The organism is Archangium minus (assembly GCF_044360475.1).
Taxonomy (GTDB): Bacteria; Myxococcota; Myxococcia; order Myxococcales; family Myxococcaceae; genus Archangium; species Archangium minus.
This window is the reverse complement of sequence record NZ_CP043494.1, coordinates 9,171,683-9,189,234: the sequence shown is the minus strand read 5'-3', so window position 1 is coordinate 9,189,234 and position 17,552 is coordinate 9,171,683. Positions and strand designations below refer to the sequence as shown.

Here is a 17,552-nt window from a genome sequence, read left to right as displayed (position 1 = left end):
CCCCCCTTCAGGGACATCAATCGCTCACTACCAACGAGCCCGCGTCGAGCAGGCCCACGCGCTCGGGCACCAGGCCGAAGCGCTCATCGTAGGCCGGTGCCAGCTCCGGCCCCAGGACCACCACTGTGTCCGCCACTGGCCGAGCCAGACCCCTTGCCAGCCATAGTTCTCGCTGCTTCGCTTGTACCTGCACTGTGAATCCCTGCAACGCCCGCAGCCGCTCGCGGCTGGGACCTGCGTGCTCCAGCCGAGCCACGTGCGCAGCTGCTTCTCCCCAGGGGACGACGACCGGAGCGGACCAGCTGTCTTCTACCAGGTGGAAGTGCTGAGCCGTATCCTCGAAGCGGAGCTGTGCGCGCATGGCCTGGATACCCTTGGCGTCCAGATCCTTGGCGGCGTAGAGGCGGCGGAAGTAGCGGCGGCACGTGTCTGGCTGGAATGGATCCAGGTTAGGGTTCTCCGAGAGCAGGCCACGAGTCACCTCCAGGGCCGTGGTGGCCACGCCTCGCGGAGGCATCGTGGGGGCGAGGAAGACACGGAGCTCGCCCAGTTCGCTCAGTCGCCCTTCGCGGTTGCAACGTCCGGCTGCCTGAGCCAGCGCGTCCAGCCCACCCAATGCCCGGTACACCACGGGGAAGTCCACATCCACCCCGGCCTCCACGAGTTGCGTGGAGACCAGGCGTACTCGCTCCTGACGCGCCTTTCGGGCCTTCAGCTCGGCCAGTACCCGGCTGCGATGGCGTGGGCACATGAGTGCAGACAGGTGCAGTGTGGAAGTGTCTCCCAACCTGCGGTCCAGTAATTCGCACAGCTCGCGCGCGTCTCGGCGTCGGTGGACGATTGCCAACACGTCCGGCTGGTGCGCCAGTTCCTCGGCCAGTGCTTCGTAGGAGGTGGGCTCGGGTGAGGTGGGCCAGCGCACTCGTACCCGGCGCAAGCGCTCGAATGCTCGGACTTCGGCCGGAACAATCTCCCGCATGCGCTCCAGCCCAACCGGCAGTTCAGCGGTGCGCCCCAGCGCTGGCTGCGTGGCTGTGCAGACTACGACGCTGGTTCCGTAATCCCTCACCAGTGCGCCCATTACATCGAGGATGGGAGTCAGCAGTTGAGGGGGGAGCGTCTGCGCTTCGTCCAGCACCAACACGCTGCGTGCCAGCCTGTGCAGCTTGCGACACGCGCCTGGACGTCGAGCGAAGAGGCTGTCGAAGAGCTGCGCCGTCGTGGTCACAACCACGGGTGCATCCCAGTTCTCCGAGGCCAACCGGTTACGCGCTGTCTCCCGTAGTGGATCCAACGCGCTGTGGTGCTCGACCACGGCCTCCTCGCCCAGGGCGTCACGGTACACAGCGGCACTCTGTTCGATGATGGAGGTGAAGGGGATGGCCACCACCACGCGTTCCAGGCCATGGCGCGCGGCATGGTCGAGGGCGAAGGCCAGCGAGGCGAGCGTTTTGCCGCCTCCGGTGGGAACAGTGAGACTGAATGATCCAGGAGGCTGTGAGGTGGCTTGAAGGCAGGCGGCGAGCACTTCGGCGCGCACGCGGTTGACCTCGGAAGGGACGGCTCGGGCCCGCAGACCCTCCTGATAAGTGGCCAACCTCTCGCGCAGGATTGCCATGGAGGGTTGACCACCCCTCAACAGGGAGCGGTCGGGAGCGAAGAACTCCTCGGTATCGAGGAAGTCCGCATCGCACAGCGAGGAGAAGAGCATACGCGTCCACAGTTCCAGGTCTCTGTGGGCGGCTTCTGCCTCCTGGCGGTTGCGAGGCTTGCTCGAGAGAAAGGAGGGGAGGGCAGGGACAGTGGCTTCGAGCAGTGCCGATGGAGGTTGCGCCCCCAACGTGCGTTGGAGCAGGTCCTTCCTACGCTCCAATCGCTGCTCCAGCCGTTCACGGTTGGCTAGGCCAGCATGGTGGCCGGCAATGGCGAAGGCTAGGAGAGACCCCGAGTTTTTGCCCAGGGCCTGCCGGGCGTGGAGAGCACCTGCGGTGGAGTGGTCTCGCGGGCCATTGTCCTCCTCCTTCTCGAGGTGCGCTTCGAATCCGTTTTCTTCGCGGATGATGCGTTGGAATCCGTGGGAGTACTTACCCAGGTCGTGCCAGCGTCCAGCCAGGCGGGCCCACTCCCCAGCTCCGAAGCGCTCGGCGAACTCGCGTGCACGCTCTCCGACCTGGACCAGATGGTCATGGAGGAGGTGAGGCCGGCCAGCTTCGTCCAGGTGGGCCAGAGGCTCTGTGGTAAGTGGCTGCTGTTCAGTGGCTGCGCGCATGCTGCTCTCGAAGTCTGGAGGTGCTCAGGAGGAGCGCAAGAAAACTGGCTCTTTCTCCAACGCATGCCCTGATGACTTCCACACTTCTGGTGCTGCTGTTGCTCTCCCATGCGGAAGGGCCAGAGAACCAGATCCTGGGGGGGGGACGATGCGCACTGACTCGTTGCGGACCTGGTGGTCGGGGTTATCACTCACCATTGCCCTACTGACGACTGGCTGCGTGACGTTGACATCCCCGCCCGGTGGGGGGCGCAGCCCGAGCTACACGCCGCGCGAGGCTGCTGCACCCCCATTAGTCGAAGGAGCGGTGAGCGAGGATCCCCAGCGCGCCCTTTCCTCCGCGCGACCCTCGTTGTCTGAGCGCGAGGCGTCAGAACGGCTGCATCGTCGCCAAGGTTCCCGTGAGGCCGTGACAGCGGTGGCCTCCGGTCACACTATGGGATCAGTTAGGGGCGCACTTCCCCGTGACGCTGCGGAAGCTGAGAGGCAGAGCGCTACACAGGCCCGTCAGGCGGTCTTTGGTGCCATTATCGACGTGTCGGGCTCCACTCGCCGCTTTTCCAGCGAACTCTCCAGACTCAAGGCCAGCAAGCAGGGCATCGCTGGCCTCTTTGGCCCCTTCGTCAATTATGGCGAACGCCAATTGCGATGGATTGACGCCGAGCTTGCTGCTGCCACCAGGCTCTCCAACACGGCCTTGGAGGTGGGTGATCCGGACATGCAGCTCGCGATCCTGCGCCTCACCGGACCACGGCTTGAGGCCGCCATGTTGAGTTCCATCCTGCTCGCCGCATGGCTCGACTTCCTGAATCTCGCTGACGTCGTGCTCAAGCAATGCCCCTTCTACAGTGCGGAGAGGCTATTCGTGGACATGGAGCGCTTGCAGAAGATGATCGCTCCCGCCATGACGGCGTTCTCCTCGCAGGAGCCTGGGCAGGTCGAGGCAGCAGCGTCCGACCTCGTCGCGTTGATGGGCCACCTCACTGGCGAGTTCGATGCAACCCGTAAGGCCGTGCGCATGGCGGAGGAGCGCGGAAGGCAGCTCATGGCAGCGGCGCAGAGCATTGAGATGCTCACCCTGCTATCGGCGATGAGAATGTCGCTGCCGCGACTGCCACCGGTATCTCCCGCCACGTTCGGCGTGGGTCTGGTGGTGGGCTCCAACGGCGTGATGATGGGCACGCAGATTGTCGTCTCCGCCGAGTGGGTGGAGATGATGCGCCGGCTCGTGCAGGCGGGCGTCATCTCCCTTCCAGTCGTCAGTGCCGCTGTGCGGATACGTGCCGGCCTGGTGTTGATGTCTGAATCAAACCAGGATCTACCGCAAGGCGTTCGCGACGCACTCGGCGACGGGCCCGAGGTGCGGGGTATGCGGGTGACGAGTAGAGCGGGGGCCGGCATGACCGAGCCACCGCGGCACCACGTCCTGCCGCGAGAGTTCCGCGAGTGGTTCGAGAAACGTGGCTTCACCGGCGAAATGAGTATCGACCGGTTCTGCGTCAAAATGGATCAGGCAAGCCACGAGGCGATTCATGGCGGTGGCGACTGGCGCCAGGGTCGCAAATGGCCCGGTGAGTGGAACCAGATGATTATGGAGGCACTGCGCGACGCAGAGGCCGAAGCGGGTCGAATGTTGAAGCGGAGCGAGATCCTGAAGATCGTCGCGGAGTACATGAAGTTATATAAAATCCCGATGAATTTCGTCCCTGGGAGAGGCCGATGACAGATGGGAGTGCCTGGCGGGGTAACTGGCGGGTCCGCCTGTATGAGCGGGTCCGCGAGCGTGGCTTCGCATCGCTCACCGCCTTCGCCGAGGCGCGCCCTGCTGTCCCATTGCATGTGCTAGCCGAGGAGCTTGGCGAGGACGACATTGCTGGGGTGCAGGTGTTGGGCGGCCTGCTCGCTGAAGCAGAGCAGACTAATCGGGTCACACGCTTTGTGCGCGATGTACTTGTGCGCCTGTTGTCACAGAATCTCCCTGAAGGTTGGCCCTCCGTGCTGGACGACCAGGCCCGTTTCGAGGTCGCCAAGGCACTGGCTATGTGGACTAGCTTCACCCCGGAAACCCATAAGGAGCGTGTCAGACGGGCCAGGGCAGCGCTCCGCGCTACGCCACCACCCCCTGGGTGGCGCCCGCTCGGACCTGATGACGAGTTGCTGCGCATGCTCTTGCCCGACGAGGAAGTCTGAACTTCATCCGCTGAAGAGGACCATGGGAGAGTGGCCGGACCTTGCCGCCGGAGTGCTCTGGTCGTAAGGAGGTCGCCATGTCTCAGACTCCGGAGTCTCCGCCGACGTACGCAACCCATGATTCGGGCTGGCGCCGTGTGCAGTCGCTGCTGCCTGGTCACCTCCAACTCGGGGCGGCGAACGCTCCGATGCCGGGTGAGGAGTGGCTGGACATGGGGACCTTCCGCGTCCACCTGGACTGCTGGCGCCGTCCGGAAGCACCCGCCACGCTCGTGCTTGTCCACGGGGGTGGAGGCAATGGTCGGCTGCTCGCGCCCTTCGGCGCCATGGTCGCGTCGCTCGGCTACGAGGTCGTGGCGCCAGACCTGCCGGGCTACGGGCTGACGCAGGTGTCCGACAAGCGCTCCCTGGTCTACGACGACTGGCGCGACACCCTGGCCGCCGTGCTGGAGACGGAGGCCGGCCGCTCGCGACGCCCGTTGGTGGTCTTCGGCGCCAGCATGGGCGGGATGCTCGCCTATGACGTGACTGCGCGGACCCGCCTCCCCGTGGGCCTCGTTTCGACGTGCTTCCTCGCCCCGAAAGACCCGGAGGTGCGGCGCCGCATGGTGCGCTGGCCCTGGATGAGTGGCCTCGCGGGACCGATGCTCACGGCGCTGCCCTTCCTCACGGACTCGCTGCCAGTGCCCATGCGGCTGGCGGGCAACATGCTCGCCATTGCGAACACGCCGGAGCTCGCGCGAGCCATCGCCTCGGATCCGCTGGCGGGCGGGACATGGATGCCTGGGCGGTTCCTGCGCACGTTCCTCGAGTCCGAGCCCCTCGTACCGCCGGAGTCCTTCGACGTGTGCCCCGTTCTGCTGACGCATCCGGCGGACGACCGGTGGACGAACGTCTCCCTCTCACGCCCCTTCTTCGAGCGCCTGCGGGTGCCGAAGCGGCTCGTGCTGCTGGAGAACGCAGGCCACTTCCCGGTGGAGGAGCCCGGGATATCGCAGCTTCGGCAGGCGCTGCTCGACTTCCTGGCCGAGCGCGGAGCGGTCGTGGGGGCCACGCCCGCTTCGTGAGGGGACCTCGGTGCGAGAATCAGATGGACACGCAGCGGGAGGTGTTCTCCGAAGGATGTCATTGACGAGAGGGGTTGCACGTTCCACCGGGAGCTACTGGGATGGAGCCATGCAATCCACTCGCACACACATCGTCCAGGGTCCCGCGGGCCGGCTCGCTGTCACCGACTGCGGTGAGGGCGGCCTCCCCGTCCTCTTCGTCAACAGCAATGGCGGCAGGCGCGAGCAATGGGCCGCGCAGCAAGCACACCTGAAGCAGCGCTCTGTATCCTTCGACCTGCGCGGTATGGGGGACTCGGACCTGGACCCGCAGGGCCGCTACGGAGCCGTGGACGCCGCCGAGGATGTGCACGCGGTGGCGAACGCGCTGGGACTGGAGCGCTTCGTCCTCGTGGGGCACAGCTTTGGTGGCGCCGCCGCGGGTGAGTACGCCATCCGCTGGCCCGAGCGGCTCGCCGGGCTCGTCTTTGTGGACACCGCCGGTACCATGCCGCCGCTGACTCCCGAGCAGCTCGCCTGGTTCAATGAGGGCATGCGTCCGGAGAAGTACCGCGGCTTCATGGACGAGTGGTTTGCCCCCGTTCTCCAGAACGCGAAGCCGGGGACTCGCGAGGCGGTGATGCGCTGGCTGCACGCTACGCCGCGCGAGGTGGTCGCCAACGCGCTGGAGAGCCTGCTCGCGTACAACTCGGATCGCGTCTTCGAGCGGTACAAGGGTCCCGTCCATACCCTCGTCGTGGACGCCTTCATCCAGCCCAATGCGTACCACCTGCTCTACCCGAACATCCCCCACACTGTGTTCTCGGGCGTGAGCCACTGGCTGATGATGGACGCGCCGGACGAGTTCAACGCCGCGCTCGACGCGTTCCTCGTCACGCTGTCGCCACAGTAGGACTCGGCCCAGGCTCTGTCCTGTTGACCGTCCATCACGGGATTGCCCTCTACGGCCATGGTTTCCGCTCGTACCGCTCACCAGATTCCCAAGGGCCTCAAGCGGGCCGCGACGCTAGGGACGTGAGCCCGGATGAAGAAGCTGGAAAGAGCCTTCGAATCGGCCCTCTGGGCCAGCCGGCTCGTGATGCTGGGCGGCGTCACCTTCAGTACGTTGATGGCGCTAGCGGCCTTCTACATGGCGACAGTGGATGCCCTGTTGCTTCCGGAGTTGATGTGGGCCTACTCGGACGCGGCGCTCACGGCTGAGCAGCGCTCGGAGGTGCGCGCCAAGGCCCTCACCCTCATCGTCAAATCGGTGGATGGCTACGTCATCACCGCCATCCTCATCATCTTCTCATTGGGCTTGTACGAGTTCTTCATCAGCAAGCTGGATGTGGCGCGGGAGTCGCCCCTCGCTCCTCGTCTGCTTCATATCGGTGGGTTGGAAGACCTCAAAGAGCGCATTGCCAAGCTGCTCGTGTTGGTGCTCGTCATCGAGTTCTTCCAGCGAGCGCTGCTCCTGCGCATCGACCGTGCGCTCGACCTCCTCTACCTCGCGTTGGGCATCGTCCTCATCGGACTGACGCTCTACCTGGGCAAACTCAAGCCCCGTGGTGGCTCGGAGATGCATTAGAGGGGGAAAGGAATCGACAAGGCCACGTCACCACAGCACTTTGGCGACGGCGATCGTGGCGTTGAGGCGGTCACCGGCCTCGTAGAACATGTACTCCTCACCGTCCTCGGTGCCGAACGACGGCGCCGCCGCCCGGCCATTGTCTGGCCAACCGCCCAGCGGCGTGTGGAACACTCCGAGGTGGACTTCCTTGTCGAAGTTCATCCCGACCTCTGTGATGTACATCCTACCACTACCTCCGTGGTAGATGACGTAGGCCGTTCCGTTGCGGAACACCACATGCGGCCCGGAGATGTTTGTCTCACCATCCGCGGCTGGCGAGACGAGGGGGGTCTGCTGGATTGTCCAGCTCTGCGCGTCACCGGTCTTGGACCAGCCCCAGAAGATCCGGCGTCTCCCGTTCTGGTTCCCCATGAAAACCATGACGTAGTGGCTGCCCTTGGATGGAATGTCGTGCTCGAACACCCGAGCGTAGGACGTCTCCGTGACGGAGCCATCCGTGAAGAATCTCGTCGAGACGCACCCGCCCTGGTAGGTGAAGTGGATGCCGTCGGTGGACGTCGCCACGCGGGTGACCGTGTTCTCACCGTGGAAATACAGGTAGAACTGATTCACCCGCGAGTTCCAGAGCACGTGCGGTGACGAGACGTGGCTGATGTCGGGTGGGCCCCCTGGCCATGTTCGCGAGAAGATCGGGTTGTAGGGGTACTCGGTGAACTGACCATAGAGGTGGTCGCTATAAGCCAGACAGATGCCACCGGGTGCATCGTGGGGCGCGTAATACAGGTAGTAGCGCGCCAAGGGGTTCGCTACACGGCCAATCGTGCCGCGGATGCAGGGGAAGATGAGCTCGCCAGTCGGGTTGTATCTCAAATTCACCTTGTTGAACGCCGTGCCGATGTAGGTGTAGTTCGGGAAACCGGCGGGTGCCGCGTTGGCGAGACCTGACACGAGCCCCGTTCCCCCTCCGAGGACGAGCCCTCCCGACGTCGCCAGTGAGCCCTTGAGGAACGCTCGCCGGCTCACATCCGTCCGAGTTTTTCTGCAACCCATCCTTGTGTTCATCGGCTCTTGACCTTCTTTCGTCTGCGTAGCCTGGGCCTCGTCATGCTGAGGGATTGCTCGGCTGTAAGAGGGAGGGCGTGATTTTTTCGGGTTTTCTGGATTGGAGACTGCGTTCCAGACCAGGGAGAACAGGAGGAGCCGCGGGAGCTACAGTACCTGGCTCTGAGGGTACCCAACCGAGGGAGCCCGGCGCGGCTGTCTCGTTTGTCTTTCTCGGCATCGGTCCGGATTGCGGCGCGACCGAGCAGTAGGCGAGCGGGCTTCCGGTTTCACAGCTCGCCCGTGTCGAACACTGTGACAGGCTCGTCCGGGTGACGTGGATCCTGGCCTACCAGCTTGAAGCGAACGGTGGAATGGGCGCCCTGGTCGCGCACCTCCACCACGCCCACGTTCAGCCCGCTGTACGGGTTGCGGTCTGCGCCACCGACTCCGCTCATCCGCACCAGCCGCGCCGCGGGGCCGTTCTCCACTTTCAGCAGCAACTCCGTGCGAGGCAGGTGTCCGGCCGCCCACGCGGAGAAGCCGCGCCGCAGGTGCGTCACGGGGCTGGAGGTGAACTGGTACATGGTGCCGTGTGCGTTACCCAGCCAGTGAATGGCGAACGAGCAGCCCAGGTGTACGTCTCCGCTGAGCAGTACCACGCGCTGGTCGGGACAGCGGTGTTGGTGAGCGAGCAAGAGGCTCAGCAGCCGGTCTCGGTCCGGCAGGTTCCATGAATGCGTCCATCGGTCCCGCGCGTCGCCCCGGTGGTTGCGGAGCATCGCGATGCCCATGGAGGCCCACGAGGCCACGTACACCATGGGCACGCTCAGGACGAGGAACACCGCGCGGCTATCCTGGTGCGCATCCAGCCACGTGGACAGCCGGGCGAGCTGCTCCGGTGCGTAGACGCGGGGCTGAGCACCGCCGCGGCGCTGGCTGCGGAGATCCATGGCGTAGAAGCCCGTGCTGCCATAGTCGAAGCTGAAGTCGAAGGTGTCGGGGATTCCCTCCGGACATGGGCCGAGCACCCGTGAGCCCTGGTAGTCGAGGTATGCCGCCCGCGCGCCCTGGTTGAGAGGTTTCCACCCGGGGCCCGCATGCTCGGGCTCGGCGCCCCAGTTGTTCACCACCTCGTGGTCGTCGAGCATGAGCCACGTGGCGTATTGCGCCTGTAGTGCTCGCCAGCCGGGCAGGTCCCAGAACTGGCGGTGGCGGAGCTGATACAGCCGCCGCACCTCGTCCGCTGAGCACTCCAGCAGCTGCGCTCGTCCCGGTGGACCTGCTCGACGGAAGAACTCCGGCGAGAAGAGGGACAGCGGGGGCGGCTCGTCCACGTAGAACTGGTCGCCGCACATCACGAGGAAGCGCGCGTGGTGTGATGCCAACGTGCGGCGCGTGGCCTCCAGCATTGCCACGGCTTCGGGCCGTACCTGGCCGGAGGGCCTGAAGGGCTGGTGACAGCTCAACAGGCCGAAGGTGAAGGACGAGGGCGTGTCCTCGGGGCGCGCAGGCAGGGTCTCGAAGCGGCCCTCGCCCACGAGCACTCCGTCCGACTCACGGGTGATGCGGAAGCCGTAGCGGCGCAAGGGCGCGAGCGGCGGCTCACCCGGGAAGTCATAAGGGTAGAGCAGGGTGCCAGTGCCGTCTGCCTCCTTGGGTGGAGTGAAACGCCAGGAGGCAGAGCGCCGCGGGCCTTCACCCTCGAGCGGCCACACCTCCAGCCGGTGTGGGCCGGGCACGTCCGAGCGCAGCCACAGGCGCGCGGAGTCCGGGCTGACGGCACCCACCGCCACGGCGCACGGGAAGCGCAGGTCACCGAAGCGCGAGTGGGGCAGGGGAGGGCGGGGCATGCGCGGGGTATCCTATGCACGAAGCGGCAGGCGGAGACCCTCCAGGGGCGATTGAAATCAAGAGGTGGTCAGTTGATGGAAAGACCCCGCTCCACCGGGGCGGAGTAGGGCCCGGGGCGTCACCTCATGGACATCAGGTAGAAGGCCGAGTTACCCCAATGCCTGGCCGGGAGGGGCCGCCTCGGACCTCGCGGCCAGGCATCCTCCTGATCGCGTGTCTGGGTATGAGGGAGTCATGGGCAGGTGGACGCCCAGTCGCATCGCTCTGCCAATGAGCACTGCAACAGGGCGGCTTGGCTCAAATACCAGGTTCGATGCTGTGGAGAATCCCTATTTCGAGGGAGAGCATGCACACATGATGGGCAGGCCTCGGAGTTGACCTCAGCTCAACCGGCTTTCTTTCCCTTACTCACCTGGGTCCACTTGTGTCGTGTGTGTCAAGGTTTTCGCTTGCGGAAACAATTTATTTATGAATAACCAGTAAGCCGTCACAGAAAGGTCGGGCGAATGAAAGCCAAGACGCCAATGAGAGCATTTTTCCAAATTCATTACATTCTGGTGGTTGCGAGCACGCTTTTGTGCGTTGGAGGCAGAGCCCATGCCTCCGTTGGAGCGACCACGCCCTTCGTTAGCTATGAGGCCGAGGCTGGAAAGGTGGGGGGTGGTGCTTCTATCTCATCCCTGACGTCCCCGCCGACGTCGCAGTACTCGAGTCCAGAGCTGGAGGCCTCGGGGCATGCCTATGTCCGACTCACGGGAAACGGGCATTATGTCCAGTGGGTGAACAATACCGGCAAGAACATCACCGCCATCAATGTGCGCGCGAGCATTCCGGATGCCCCGAACGGTGGAGGGATCACCGCCACGTTGAATCTGTACGTCAATGGGGTATTTCGCCAGGCCCTCACTCTGAGCTCGAAACAAACGTGGCTTTATGAGGGTAACAACAACTATCAAGGCAACAACCAGAACCCCGCGGACGGCGCTCCACGCGTCTTCTTCGACGATATGCACACCTTCATCACGGGTGCGGCCGTCCCTCCGGGAGCCACGATCAGCCTTCAGAAGGATCCAGAGAATACAGCATCGTTCTACCACATCGACGTCGTTGATCTGGAGGATCCTCCCCCTCCACTCACCCAGCCGGCCAACTCGCTCTCCATTACGAGCTGCGGAGCCGTGGCCAACGACAGCAGCGTCGATAATTCAGCCGCCATCCAGAATTGCATCAACGCCGCCCAGGCCCAGGGGAAGAGCGTATGGATTCCCGTGGGCACCTTTTATGTCAGGACAACGGGCGGACTCAACGCGACGGGGATCACCATCCAGGGGGCGGGCATGTGGTACAGCACGATCTACCGCAACATGCCGCTTCCCAACGCGAACCCGTTGGGCGCCATCTTCAACCTCACGTCCTGCACGGTGCGAAACTTCGCCCTCGATTCGAACGCTCCCAGCAGGGCTGTCGTGGATGGCTGCGGCGGCGGCATGGACACCACGGGCACCAACTGGCTGGCGGACAGCATCTGGACTCAACATACGATGTCCGGGTTCTGGGCCTCGGGTACCGGCGGAACAGTGCAGAACTGCCGCCTCACGAGCATCTGGGCCGATGGGTTCAACCTCAACAACGTCAGCCTCACGGGAACCGTTGGTAACAACCTGACCGGTCGAAACAACTTCGTCCGAGGCACGGGCGATGACGCGATCGCCATCAACTCGGTGGACTACAACGGGGATCAGCACTACACGCCGATGTCCAACGCCACCCTGATCAACAACACCTCCATCGCTCCGTGGGGAGGGAAGGGGATCGGGATTTACGGTGGCAGCGGTCACCTGGTGCAAGACAACTACATCAGTGATACGGCGAGGTATGTCGGCCTGGGCGTGATGAAGTTCGGCGTGAACGGGTCGGATCTGCTCTCCGGGACGGTGACAGGGAACACCGTCGTGCGCAGCGGCGGCAATGGCTTTGTCCAACAGCAGCCCGCTCTTCACATTGGCAACGGCGGTGACGGTCAGAACGTGGGAACGGTCGCGAACGTCACTGTCAGTGGGAATACTGTGATCGACTCCCTGTATAACGGGGTTGGTTTCTCGACGAGCTCCAACATCCTCTTCGAGAACAATACGATCATTTCTCCGGGGCTGGACGGAGTTGTTATTTCCCCGCCGTTCTATCCAGCTCCCACCGGGTCCGCGACGATCCGTGGCAATACCGTGAGTGGCCTGGAGTCCGGAAGGTCTCCGTTCCTCAATTATTCGAACGGGTTCGTGGCCACTGTCACCGGGAACAGCTGGCCCGATGGTAGCTCCCGCAAGCTGATCCCCGGTACGAATGTCTCCCTCCAGGCGGTGAGCAGCGGGCAGTACGTCTGTGCCGATGATTCTGGGAACAGCCCGCTCATCGCCAACCGCACCGCGGTCGGTCCGTGGGAGACCTTCACCGTGGTCGATGCTGGTAACGGGAACATCGCCCTCATCGCCCAGGTCAACGGGCTGTACGTCTGTGCCGAGGACTATGGGAACAGCCCGCTCATCGCCAACCGCACCGCGGTCGGTCCGTGGGAGACCTTCACCGAGGTCGACGCTGGCAATGGGAACATCGCCCTTCGCTCGCAGATCAACGGGCTGTATGTCTCTGCCAGTAACTCCGGGAGCGGCCCGCTCATCGCCAACCAAACCTCGGTTGGCCCGTGGGAGACCTTCGTCGTCCAGATTCGCTAGAAACAGAAGGCCCCAGGTTCCAGAGAAACTGGGTCCCTGACGAGCCCGTGGCCGAGGGGGAGTCAGCACCGAGGGGAGCGCCGTCCCTCAGGGGTTCAGCGACTTGTCGGCTCGGAGCCGGTCGACCGCGAAGTCGACGAAGGCGCGCACCCGCGCATTGGCGCGCCGTCCCTCGGGGTACACGACGTGGATGGGAAGCGGCGGAGGCTCGAAGTCCTCGAGCACGATCTGGAGCTGCCCCGCGCGTAGCTCCGGGGCGATTTGATAGGAGAGCACCCGCGTCAACCCCCGCCCGGCCACCGCCGCGGCGATGGCGACCTCGGCGGTATTGACGAGCAGCTTCGTGGGAGGGCTGATCGTCTGCCCCCTCGCCCCCGAGGAGAATGACCAGGCAGGCTCGGCCGTGCTGGACGAGAACATATAGACCTCGAAGCGCGAGAGCTCGGCTGGGGTCCGAGGAGTCCCGTGCTCGGCCAGATACCGGGGCGATGCACAGACGACCCGCCGCACCGAGCCCACCCGCACCGCGCTCAAAGAGGAGTCCGCCAGGTGGGCGATCCGGATGGCGACGTCGAGCCCCTCTTCCACAAGGTCGACGATGCGGTCCACGAGCAGCATTCGCGCCATGACCTGCGGATGCCGGGCCAGGAAGTCGAGAAGGATGGGCGCGACGAACATCCGCCCGAACATCATGGAGGCCGTCACCCGGAGCTGCCCTCGGGGCTCGGTATGCGAGCCCGCCGCCGAGGCCTCTGCCTCCTCGAGCTCTCCGAGGATGCGCTTGCAGTCGGTGAGGAACCGCGAACCTGCCTCCGTCAGGCGCACGATGCGCGTCGTACGGTGAAGGAGCCGGGTGCCGATGCGTTCCTCGAGCGCCGCAATGGCCCGGGTCACCGCGGGCGGTGACATCGCCAGACGCCGAGCCGCGGGCGCGAAGCCCGCTTCTTCCGCCACCGCGACGAACACGCGCAGAGTCTCGAGACGATCCACGCGATCATTCCGCTGCGTGGAATGGTGCATTGTCAAGAACGCTCATTCCGCTTCCGGGTGGCAACGCGCATCTTGCTCATCCGAAAGCGAGGCCCATCGTTCATGACCCCATCCCTCCGACCCATTCGTCTTTATCGCCATGCCCTGTCCGGTCATTCGCACCGCGTCGAGCTGTTCCTGTCCCTGCTGAAGCTCCCGGTCGAGCTCGTCGACGTCGACCTCGCCAGAGGGGAGCAGAAGTCCCCTGAGTTCCTGGCCAGGAATCCGTTCGGCCAGGTGCCGGTGCTCGAGGACGGCGAGGTGACGCTGGCCGACAGCAACGCCATCCTCGTCTATCTCGCGACGCGGTATGACCCGTCGGGACGTTGGCTTCCGCGCGAGCCGGTTGCGGCGGCGAGGGTGCAGCAGTGGCTCTCGGTTGCGGCGGGGCCGCTGTCCTCTGGTCCCGCGGCGGCGCGCCTGGTCGCTGTGTTCGGCACGAAGCTCGACGCCGAGCGCGCGAAGGTCATCGCCACCCAGCTCTACTCAGTGCTCGACCCGTATCTGGCCACCCGGAGCTTCCTCGTCGGGGAGACGCCGACCCTCGCCGACGTGGCGCTCTACTCGTATACCGCCCACGCGCCCGAGGGTGGCGTGTCGCTCGAGCCCTACGGAAACATCCGGGCGTGGCTCGCTCGCATCGAGGCGTTGCCTGGCTTCGTGCCGATGCGGCGAACACAGACGGCGTTCGCGGCCTGAGCCACCACCACAGGAGGGTATGCCATGCCGCCGGATACGCTTAGCACCCCTGGTGTACCCCCACCGGGGTGGTCCCTCGAACAGTCACCTTTCCACGCGGGAGAGCAGGCCGTGCAGGAACGGGTTGGGGTGCGCGAACGCCTCGAGCAGACGGGGCGCAGGGTCATCCGCCCGTTCATGCCGGACCAGCACCGTGAGCTGTTCTGCAAGCTGCCCTTCCTGCTCGTCGGCAGCCTGGATGACGAGCGACGTCCCTGCGCCTCCATCCTCGTGGGACAACCCGGCTTCGTGAGCTCGCCGGATGCCAGGACGCTCGTGGTCTCCGCGCGCCCTGGCTTCGGAGATGCCCTGGGGCGGAACCTCGTTCCGGGAGCGCCCCTGGGCCTGCTCGGCATCCAGCTCGAGACCCGCCGCCGCAACCGGATGAACGGGACGGTGGTGGAACTCGACGAGGATCGGTTCACCGTTCGGGTCGAGCAGAGCTTCGGCAACTGCCCGAAGTACATCCAGGCACGGGAGCCTGTGTTCGTGGCCGAGCCCACGCGTGCTACCGAGCCGCGACCGGTGCGACAGGAGGGCTCGTTGCTATCGGGAGCCAGTGCCGCGCTCATCGAGCACGCGGACACGTTCTTCATCGCGACAGCGTCCCCGGCCGCCCGCGGAGGTGAGCCGGTCGAGGGCGTCGACATCTCGCATCGCGGAGGCAAGCCCGGCTTCGTGCGGGTGACGGAGGAGGCGGGCCGCACCGTCCTGACGGTCCCGGACTTCAGCGGCAACCGTCATTTCAACACACTGGGCAATCTGGTCCTCCACCCACGAGCGGGCCTGCTGTTCGTCGACTTCACCTCAGGGGGGCTTCTCTCCCTGACGGGGGAGACGGAGATCATCTGGGATGGGCCCGAAGTCGAGGCCTTCCTGGGGGCGGAGCGGCTTGTGCGCTTCCGTGTCACGGAAGGCACGTGGATCGACAATGGCGTGCCGCTCCGATGGTCCGCGCCACGGCACCGGCCCCATGAGCTCGGACACCTTTCCAGCGCGCCGTAGGCCGTGAAGGGGGGGCGCACGGGGAGTGCCGTGTGCCACCCTCATGGTGAACAAATTCCAGCCGCCGACCCCCGTGGTGACCGTCCAGCCCCTCTCCAATGCGCATGTGCGCGTCACCGTGCCGGCAATGTCCGTCGTGGTGCTGCTCGTCGACTGAGCTGCTATCGAAGACCGGTGCGGAGCGGCCGGGGAGGTGGACTTCCTGGGGGCCATTGCATGGGGCTCCGAGGGGAGTCAGAGTGCGGGTGAAGCACTGTGATTTGGGGGGCCCTCATGGGCCGAGTTGATTTCGATGACGAGTCCCTGTGGCCGCTGCTGCTGGTGGGCTACGTGGGCACTCCCTCGCCGGAGCAGCAGGAGGAATACCAGGCCAGGTTGAGTGCGTGTCTCCGGCGAGGGGAGAAGTACGTCAGCATCATCGACATGCGTGCCTTCACCGGAGTCCCACCCGCGCAACGCCAGCGCATGGCGCAGTTCCTGCGGGAGCATGAGGCGCTCTTCCGGCAGGTGGGGCTCGGCACCTGCCTCCTCATCACCTCGCCCGTGGTCCGGCTGGTCGTGAGCGTCATCTTCCACCTCAAGCCCATGCCCGCCCCGTACTATGTCGCTCCTACCATGGCGGCGGCGCTGGATTGGGTCCTCGGACAACTGGAAGCCGCGGGGCTCACCGAGGAGGCCGCCCGCATCCGGCAGAACTCCGAGCGGCTCGCCTACGGACGGACGGGTTGAGCCGAGGACCGTGCACAGGCCTGCGCCGGCTCGGGGCCGTGCTGAAGAGGAGCCGCTCAGCCTGTCCGTAGGTATGAGGGTGCTGCCGGTTGGGTAGCACGTTTCCCCCTGCCGTCACGTCGCTGTGTTCAGCTTGGACATGTTCACCGGAGCGACCCTTCCCGCTCAGGGGTGGCGGGATACCTTCCTCCGCCGGAGCAGGGCGCATGCAGTGTCTCTCCAAGTACAGAGACACTGCGCCAGGGACGACGGAGCCCCTCCAGGAGGATGAGAACGTGAAGCACGAGCAACGTCTCCGGCTCTCTCCACGGAGAGACTTGGCCTTGACCTGCCTCGTATTGCTGGGGGCATGCGGACACTCGCCTCGGAGGGACAGTCAGCCCCCGGCGAGCTGCCAGCCCTGGCACAGCGTGCGCGCCAACGGCATCGACATCGAATACGAGACCTTCGGGAAGGAGGGGAATCCACCCCTGCTGCTCATCATGGGGGTGAGCGTGCAGATGGTGTTCTGGGACGAGGAGTTCATCGAGCAACTGGTCCAGCGCGGCTTCCGTGTCATCCGCTTCGATAACCGGGACGTGGGGCGGTCAACGCACTTCCGCTCGGCTGGTGTGCCCTCGGAGGCGCTGTCCTCTCAAGGAGCCACCTCCGGCCGCCAGCCTGACGTGCCGTACCTGCTGTCAGATATGGCGGCGGATGCGGCGGGCCTGCTCGATGCACTGGGGATCAAGGCGGCCCACGTGGTGGGCTTGTCGATGGGAGGCATGATCGCGCAAGAGCTCGCCATCCGCCACCCCGAGCGCGTGCTCTCCCTGACCTCGCTCATGTCGACCACGAGCGACCCGAGCCTGCCGGGTCCCAAGCCCGAGCTGCTGCCCCTGTTCAGGCAGGAGCCGGCACGAGACCGGGAGCAGGCCATCGAGCAGTCCATGAGGCTTTTCCGAGCGATCGCCAGCCCGGGCTTCCCGCTTGACGAGGCCGGGCTCCGCAAGAAGCTGACCCTCAGTTATGACCGTTGCTACGACCCGGAGGGGACCATCCGGCAGCAGGCCGCCATCATGGCTTCGGGGAGCCGCAAGCAGGCGCTCGCATCCGTCAGGGCTCCCACCTTGGTCATCCACGGCAAGGAGGATCCGGTGATACCGGTGGAGGCGGGTATCGACACGGCGCGCTCCATTCCAGGAGCCGAGCTACTCGTGGTGGAAGGCCTGGGACATGACCTTCCACGGGAGGTGTGGCCGCAGATCGTTGAAGCCATCGCCGCGAACGCGGCCCGCGCTCCCGCGAGCACCTCCATTCGGTCGGAGTGAGGGGAAGGTGTTCGTGCCGGG

The 17,552-nt window shown here is 65.2% G+C and carries 14 protein-coding genes; 10 read left to right on the top strand and 4 right to left on the bottom strand.

All coding sequences use genetic code 11. From position 1 onward, the window contains the following. Positions 1–16: 16 nt before the first annotated feature. Positions 17–2,269, bottom strand: coding sequence for a CRISPR-associated endonuclease Cas3'' (locus F0U60_RS37345; RefSeq protein WP_395806826.1), 2,253 nt, complete (start codon positions 2,267–2,269; stop codon positions 17–19). Positions 2,270–2,804: 535 nt separating this feature from the next. On the opposite strand from F0U60_RS37345, the gene F0U60_RS37340 reads away from it, so the two are divergent. The 5 genes from F0U60_RS37340 to F0U60_RS37320 all read left to right on the top strand — a co-directional run bounded on the left by F0U60_RS37340 (position 2,805) and on the right by F0U60_RS37320 (position 7,093). Next, positions 2,805–3,992: a DUF2380 domain-containing protein gene (locus F0U60_RS37340; protein ID WP_395806825.1), complete on the top strand. Its 1,188-nt coding sequence runs from the start codon at positions 2,805–2,807 to the stop codon at positions 3,990–3,992. After that, positions 3,989–4,459, top strand: a complete 471-nt coding sequence (locus F0U60_RS37335; protein WP_395806824.1) for an NUDIX hydrolase — start codon at positions 3,989–3,991, stop codon at positions 4,457–4,459. Before F0U60_RS37340 ends, F0U60_RS37335 begins: the two co-directional genes overlap by 4 nt. A gap of 77 nt (positions 4,460–4,536) precedes the next feature. After that, entirely contained in the window at positions 4,537–5,526 is a 990-nt protein-coding gene (locus F0U60_RS37330) for an alpha/beta hydrolase (protein ID WP_395806823.1), read from the top strand. A gap of 109 nt (positions 5,527–5,635) precedes the next feature. Continuing rightward, the gene (locus F0U60_RS37325) at positions 5,636–6,418 is read left to right on the top strand and encodes an alpha/beta fold hydrolase (RefSeq protein WP_395806822.1); all 783 of its coding nucleotides are present in this window, start codon (positions 5,636–5,638) and stop codon (positions 6,416–6,418) included. A 132-nt stretch (positions 6,419–6,550) separates the two neighbouring features. Next, positions 6,551–7,093: a YqhA family protein gene (locus F0U60_RS37320; protein WP_395806821.1), complete on the top strand. Its 543-nt coding sequence runs from the start codon at positions 6,551–6,553 to the stop codon at positions 7,091–7,093. Between the two features lie 27 nt (positions 7,094–7,120). Here F0U60_RS37320 and F0U60_RS37315 read toward each other — a convergent pair whose 3' ends face one another. Both F0U60_RS37315 and F0U60_RS37310 read right to left on the bottom strand, forming a co-directional pair. Then, the gene (locus F0U60_RS37315; RefSeq protein WP_395806820.1) at positions 7,121–8,119 is read right to left on the bottom strand and encodes a twin-arginine translocation signal domain-containing protein; all 999 of its coding nucleotides are present in this window, start codon (positions 8,117–8,119) and stop codon (positions 7,121–7,123) included. 308 nt (positions 8,120–8,427) lie between these two features. Next, positions 8,428–9,990, bottom strand: coding sequence for an alkaline phosphatase D family protein (locus F0U60_RS37310; protein ID WP_395806819.1), 1,563 nt, complete (start codon positions 9,988–9,990; stop codon positions 8,428–8,430). A 507-nt stretch (positions 9,991–10,497) separates the two neighbouring features. Between F0U60_RS37310 and F0U60_RS37305 the strand changes: the two genes are divergently transcribed. After that, positions 10,498–12,720, top strand: coding sequence for a right-handed parallel beta-helix repeat-containing protein (locus tag F0U60_RS37305; RefSeq protein ID WP_395806818.1), 2,223 nt, complete (start codon positions 10,498–10,500; stop codon positions 12,718–12,720). A gap of 87 nt (positions 12,721–12,807) precedes the next feature. Here F0U60_RS37305 and F0U60_RS37300 read toward each other — a convergent pair whose 3' ends face one another. Further along, a complete protein-coding gene (locus F0U60_RS37300; RefSeq protein WP_395806817.1) occupies positions 12,808–13,710 on the bottom strand; it encodes a LysR family transcriptional regulator in 903 nt (300 codons plus the stop codon). A 102-nt stretch (positions 13,711–13,812) separates the two neighbouring features. Here F0U60_RS37300 and F0U60_RS37295 point away from each other — a divergent pair, with 102 nt between their 5' ends. The 4 genes from F0U60_RS37295 to F0U60_RS37280 all read left to right on the top strand — a co-directional run bounded on the left by F0U60_RS37295 (position 13,813) and on the right by F0U60_RS37280 (position 17,531). Further along, positions 13,813–14,448 carry a glutathione S-transferase family protein gene (locus tag F0U60_RS37295; protein WP_395806816.1) on the top strand — a complete coding sequence of 212 codons (636 nt, stop codon included), beginning with the start codon at positions 13,813–13,815 and terminating at the stop codon, positions 14,446–14,448. Between the two features lie 129 nt (positions 14,449–14,577). After that, positions 14,578–15,492 carry a pyridoxamine 5'-phosphate oxidase family protein gene (locus tag F0U60_RS37290; protein ID WP_395806815.1) on the top strand — a complete coding sequence of 305 codons (915 nt, stop codon included), beginning with the start codon at positions 14,578–14,580 and terminating at the stop codon, positions 15,490–15,492. Between the two features lie 273 nt (positions 15,493–15,765). After that, a complete protein-coding gene (locus tag F0U60_RS37285; protein WP_395806814.1) occupies positions 15,766–16,221 on the top strand; it encodes a hypothetical protein in 456 nt (151 codons plus the stop codon). A 323-nt stretch (positions 16,222–16,544) separates the two neighbouring features. Continuing rightward, positions 16,545–17,531, top strand: coding sequence for an alpha/beta fold hydrolase (locus F0U60_RS37280; RefSeq protein ID WP_395806813.1), 987 nt, complete (start codon positions 16,545–16,547; stop codon positions 17,529–17,531). Positions 17,532–17,552 lie beyond the last annotated feature (21 nt).

Bases quoted from the DNA above. Each gene is read 5' to 3' on its own strand.
- F0U60_RS37345 (WP_395806826.1), bottom strand. From the start codon at position 2,269: ATGCGCGCAGCCACTGAACAGCAGCCACTTACCACAGAGCCTCTGGCC.
- F0U60_RS37335 (WP_395806824.1), top strand. From the start codon at position 3,989: ATGACAGATGGGAGTGCCTGGCGGGGTAACTGGCGGGTCCGCCTGTAT.
- F0U60_RS37330 (WP_395806823.1), top strand. From the start codon at position 4,537: ATGTCTCAGACTCCGGAGTCTCCGCCGACGTACGCAACCCATGATTCG.
- F0U60_RS37325 (WP_395806822.1), top strand. From the start codon at position 5,636: ATGCAATCCACTCGCACACACATCGTCCAGGGTCCCGCGGGCCGGCTC.
- F0U60_RS37320 (WP_395806821.1), top strand. From the start codon at position 6,551: ATGAAGAAGCTGGAAAGAGCCTTCGAATCGGCCCTCTGGGCCAGCCGG.
- F0U60_RS37310 (WP_395806819.1), bottom strand. From the start codon at position 9,990: ATGCCCCGCCCTCCCCTGCCCCACTCGCGCTTCGGTGACCTGCGCTTC.
- F0U60_RS37305 (WP_395806818.1), top strand. From the start codon at position 10,498: ATGAAAGCCAAGACGCCAATGAGAGCATTTTTCCAAATTCATTACATT.
- F0U60_RS37295 (WP_395806816.1), top strand. From the start codon at position 13,813: ATGACCCCATCCCTCCGACCCATTCGTCTTTATCGCCATGCCCTGTCC.
- F0U60_RS37285 (WP_395806814.1), top strand. From the start codon at position 15,766: ATGGGCCGAGTTGATTTCGATGACGAGTCCCTGTGGCCGCTGCTGCTG.